This is a genomic window from Micromonospora solifontis (genome assembly GCF_003725545.1).
Lineage (GTDB): Bacteria > Actinomycetota > Actinomycetes > Mycobacteriales > Micromonosporaceae > Micromonospora > Micromonospora solifontis.
The window spans coordinates 1-3,939 of the sequence record NZ_RJLN01000171.1 but is presented as its reverse complement, the minus strand read 5'-3'; the positions used below and the strand labels follow the sequence as shown (position 1 = coordinate 3,939).

Sequence of the window (3,939 nt, the reverse complement as noted above, 5' to 3'; positions counted from 1 at the left end):
GCGGTCAGCCGGCCGCGCAGCGCGTGCCGGGGCACCACCATGTCCACCTGCCCGTGCCGGAGCAGGAACTCGGCGGTCTGGAAGCCCTCGGGCAGGGTGGCGCCGGTGACCTGGCGGATCACCCGGGGGCCGGCGAAGCCCATCCGGGCGCCGCTCTCGGCGAGCACCACGTCGGTGTTGGTGGCGAAGGAGGCGGCCACCCCGCCGTACGTCGGGTCGGTGATGACGCTGACGGTGAGCAGGCCCGCCTCGCGCAGCCCGGCGACGGCCTGGCTGACCGTGGCCATCTGCATCAGCGACAGCGCGCCCTCCTGCATCCGGGCGCCGCCGGAGGCGGTGACCAGCACCAGCGGCACCTCCGCCGCGAGCGCGTGTTCGGCGGTCCGGGTGATCAGCTCGCCGACGGCGCAGCCGAGGCTGCCGCCGAGGAAACGGAAGTCCATCACCGCGAGGGCGACCGGGTGCCCGCCGATCCGGGCGGTGCCGCAGAGCACCGCCTCGTCCAGGCCGGTGCCGGCGCGCGCGGCGCTCAGCCGGTGCGGGTACGGCAGGGCGTCGACGAAGCCGATCGGGTCGATCCGGACGGCCCGCTCCGGCAGCGGGGTGAACGACTCCGGATCGGCCAGCTGCGCCACCCGGTCGGGGGCGTCGAGCCGGGCGTGCGACCCGCACTCGGGGCAGACCTCCAAATTGCGGCGCAGCCGTTTGCGGTACAGCAGGGAGGCGCATCCGTCGCAGCGGGACCAGAGCTGCTCGTCGCGGGGCGCGGTGGTGGTCACGGCCGCCGCCCGGGCGCGTCGTACCGGTAGAAGCAGTGCGCCATGGCATCCCGCGGGGACCGCCAGGTCGGCAGGTACGGCGAGATGTACGGCCGCAGCCGCTCGCTGACCCGGACGAATTCGGGGTGGCCCCGGGCGTCCTCCACCGCGCTCCCGGTCGGCCGTTCCGTCTCCAGCAGGTGCACGTACAGGTCGTGCAGCCGGTAGAGCGAACGGTGCCGGACGCCGACCAGCCCGGGCAGGTCGGTCGCGTCGGACTCGGCGAAGATCTCGGCGACCCGGTCCTCGGCGGTCGGCAGCACCTTGGCGACGATGAGCGAGCGGTCCATGGACAGCCTCCCCTGGGATGCGTTCCGGGGCGGGCGCCACCGGTCCGCCGGACGACTGCCGACACGGTGCCGCCGGGGCCGTCAACGCGGCGTCATCGGGCCGCCATCCGGGTCGGCCGATTGTGACGCTGCGTTGACGCAAACTGTGCGCAAGCTATGGGAAGGTCATCTTCCCCAATCCACATGACGACACTTTTTCGCAGTTCAACGCAGTTTTGAACGAGTCCAGGGCGGACGGTCGCATTGATGACGTGCCGTTGACCCAGCGTAATCATCGTTGATAATCTCCGTTCTTGTCAGCCCGGCCACAGCGGCACCCGCCACGGCGGCGCAGCCGCTCCGACATCGGGGTCGCGGGCAGCCGAGCCGGGCATCAGCAGATGGTCGGGACGTGGGTTCCGGTGCAGGGGGTGCGCCCGTGTCCGGTCAATCGAGAATGCCGACGGCCGGCGACCGTTCCGCCCCCAGGGTGTCGTTGCACCTGCTGGGCGGCTTCCGGCTGTTGCACGACGACGTCCCGGTGGTGGTGCCGCGCGGACTCCAACGGGTCATCGCCCTGATCGGACTGCAGCCGTCCGCCACCCGCAGCCACCTGGCCGGCCTGCTCTGGCCGGAGACCTCGGAGGAACGGGCGTTGTCGTCACTGCGGACCGCCCTGTGGCGGTTGCGCCAGGACCCGTGCTGCCCGCTGCTCACCGATGGTGACACCGTCCGGCTCGGTGACACCGTCCACCTCGACGTCGACGAGCTGGTCGAGACCGCCGCCCGGGTCCGCGCCGGCGAGCTGCCCCCCACCGCGGGCGCCACCGCCCGGCACGACCTGCTGCCCGGCTGGTACGACGACTGGGTGCTGCTGGAACGGGAACGGCTGCGCCAGCTGCGGCTGCACATGCTGGAGGAGCTCGCCGGCAACCACCTCGCCGCCGGCCGGCACGGCGAGGCCCTCGAAGCGGCCCTCGAGGCGATGGCGGCCGAACCGTTGCGGGAGACGCCGCACCGGCTGGTGGTCCGGATCCACCTGGCCGAGGGCAACGCCTTCGAGGCGGTGCACGCCTTCTACGTCTACCGGGACCTGCTCCTGCGCGAGCTGCGGCTGGAACCCTCCGCCGCGATGTGCGCGCTGCTCGCCGACACGCTCGCCCCGATCCGGCGCGCCACCCGGCGGGAGCCGCCGCCGCGCCGCACCGACCGCACCGGCCCACCCGGCGCCCCGGCGGCGCAGCGCGGTCCGAACTCGCCCACCGGTCCGGGGCAGCGATGAGCCGGCGGCGCCGGCCACAAGGGACGTCACGAGCGATGTCACCGCGGCACGACCGGCGGTGACGGCGAGGTGACAGTTCGCCGGCCACGCTGTGGCACACACGGCGTCCGCAGCTTCCCGCGGAGGCCGCACCGGCGAGAGGGGTACCGATGAGCCGACTGTTGGTCGTCAGCCGGATCGTGCCCGGCGCGCAGGGACGGGTGGCGCAGATCTTCGCGGAGTCCGACGCGACCGAACTGCCCCGCCTGACCGGCGTCCGCCACCGCTCCCTGTACTACCTGCACGACCTCTGCGTGCACCTGATGGAGACCAGCGACGTCGAACCCGACGTGGCGGCCGGGGCGCGCGAGCACCCGCTGTACCGGACGGTCAACGAGCGGCTCTCCGCGCACACGTCGCCGTACCTGCCGACCTGGCGCTCCCCGCGCGACGCCGTGGCCGACTGCTTCTACAGCTGGGACGCCGCCGGCACACCGGCGCCCCGGCCGTTGCGCTGACGCGGCCCACCGGACCGGCGTCCCGGACCCCTGATGGCACCAGGGTCCGGGACGCCCCCTTGTGGCCGGGGCGCACGCTCGGTCATCCCACCGCCACCGGCCGGCACCACCCCGTCCCAGCAGCGACGGAAGCGGCGGACCTCCCTGTCGCCGCCGCGGTGCGTGTGCGAAGCTGCCCCGAGTTTTCCGCGACTGTCACGCACACACATATGAGGAGGTTCGCCGTGCCGTCGAGTTTCGGGCAATGGCTGGTCGTGATCCTGGCCCTGCTGGTGGGACTGGTGGTCGGCTGGGTGGTGAGCGGTCGGCGGACCACCGCCGGCCCGGCGACGACCACAGTGGAGGGTGCGCCGGCGGCCGAGGCCACCGTCGACCAGGAGCGGCCGGAGGCCGTCGTGGACGAGGTGCCCGCGCCGGCCGCGGTGACCGAGGAGCCGGTTCCGGCCGAGCAGGACGCCGCGCCGGCCGCCGCCACCCTGGCCGCCCAGGCCGCCACCCTGCCGTCCGACGACCGCCCCGACACCACGTCCGCCGAGGTCAGCGCCGCCGACGCGCCCGTCGCGGCTGAGCCGGAGCCGGTCGGCGAGCCGGTCGCCATCGAGCCCGTCGTCGCCGAGCCGGTCGCCACTGAGCCGGTCGCCACCGAGCCCGTCGTCGCCGAGCCGGTCGCCACTGAGCCGGTCGCCACTGAGCCGGTCGTCGCCGAGCCCGTCGCCACCGAGCCCGCCGCGGCGGAGGCGAGCGCCGACCCGGCGGTCGTGCCCGCGCCGCGCGCCGCCGTCGAGGACGTCGTGCCGGCCGCGGCGGAGACCGGTGCCGACGCGCCGACGGACGACTTCCGCCGGATCCAGGGCGTCGGGCCGAAGATGGCCGCCGCCCTGCAGGCCGCCGGCATCCGCACCTACCAGCAGCTCGCCGAGCTGGACGAGGCGGCGCTGCGGGAGACCATCAAGGCCGCCGGCCTGCGCGCCGCGCCCAGCGTGACGACCTGGGCGCAGCAGGCGAAGGTGCTGGCTGGCGCCCGCGCCGAGGCCGAGCAGGTCCTTCCGGCGGGCACCGGCGAACAGGCCTGA

The 3,939-nt window shown here is 74.5% G+C and carries 5 protein-coding genes; 3 read left to right on the top strand and 2 right to left on the bottom strand.

Annotation, left to right across the window (positions count from 1 at the left end; translation table 11 throughout):
* Together EFE23_RS27595 and EFE23_RS27590 are read right to left on the bottom strand one after the other, a co-directional pair.
* Positions 1–779 (bottom strand): acetyl-CoA carboxylase carboxyltransferase subunit beta (locus EFE23_RS27595; protein WP_305034633.1); only part of this gene is annotated, 779 nt, incomplete at its 3' end.
* Positions 776–1,108, bottom strand: a complete 333-nt coding sequence (locus EFE23_RS27590; RefSeq protein ID WP_123243793.1) for a TcmI family type II polyketide cyclase — start codon at positions 1,106–1,108, stop codon at positions 776–778. The genes EFE23_RS27595 and EFE23_RS27590, both read right to left, overlap by 4 nt.
* Positions 1,109–1,544: 436 nt before the next feature.
* On the opposite strand from EFE23_RS27590, the gene EFE23_RS27585 reads away from it, so the two are divergent.
* From EFE23_RS27585 to EFE23_RS27575, 3 genes are all read left to right on the top strand, one after another.
* The gene (locus EFE23_RS27585) at positions 1,545–2,369 is read left to right on the top strand and encodes an AfsR/SARP family transcriptional regulator (RefSeq protein ID WP_123243792.1); all 825 of its coding nucleotides are present in this window, start codon (positions 1,545–1,547) and stop codon (positions 2,367–2,369) included.
* Between the two features lie 149 nt (positions 2,370–2,518).
* The gene (locus tag EFE23_RS27580; RefSeq protein WP_123243791.1) at positions 2,519–2,866 is read left to right on the top strand and encodes a TcmI family type II polyketide cyclase; all 348 of its coding nucleotides are present in this window, start codon (positions 2,519–2,521) and stop codon (positions 2,864–2,866) included.
* 224 nt (positions 2,867–3,090) lie between these two features.
* Positions 3,091–3,939, top strand: coding sequence for a helix-hairpin-helix domain-containing protein (locus EFE23_RS27575; protein WP_123243790.1), 849 nt, complete (start codon positions 3,091–3,093; stop codon positions 3,937–3,939).

Bases quoted from the DNA above. Each gene is read 5' to 3' on its own strand.
- EFE23_RS27580 (WP_123243791.1), top strand. From the start codon at position 2,519: ATGAGCCGACTGTTGGTCGTCAGCCGGATCGTGCCCGGCGCGCAGGGA.
- EFE23_RS27590 (WP_123243793.1), bottom strand. From the start codon at position 1,108: ATGGACCGCTCGCTCATCGTCGCCAAGGTGCTGCCGACCGCCGAGGAC.
- EFE23_RS27585 (WP_123243792.1), top strand. From the start codon at position 1,545: ATGCCGACGGCCGGCGACCGTTCCGCCCCCAGGGTGTCGTTGCACCTG.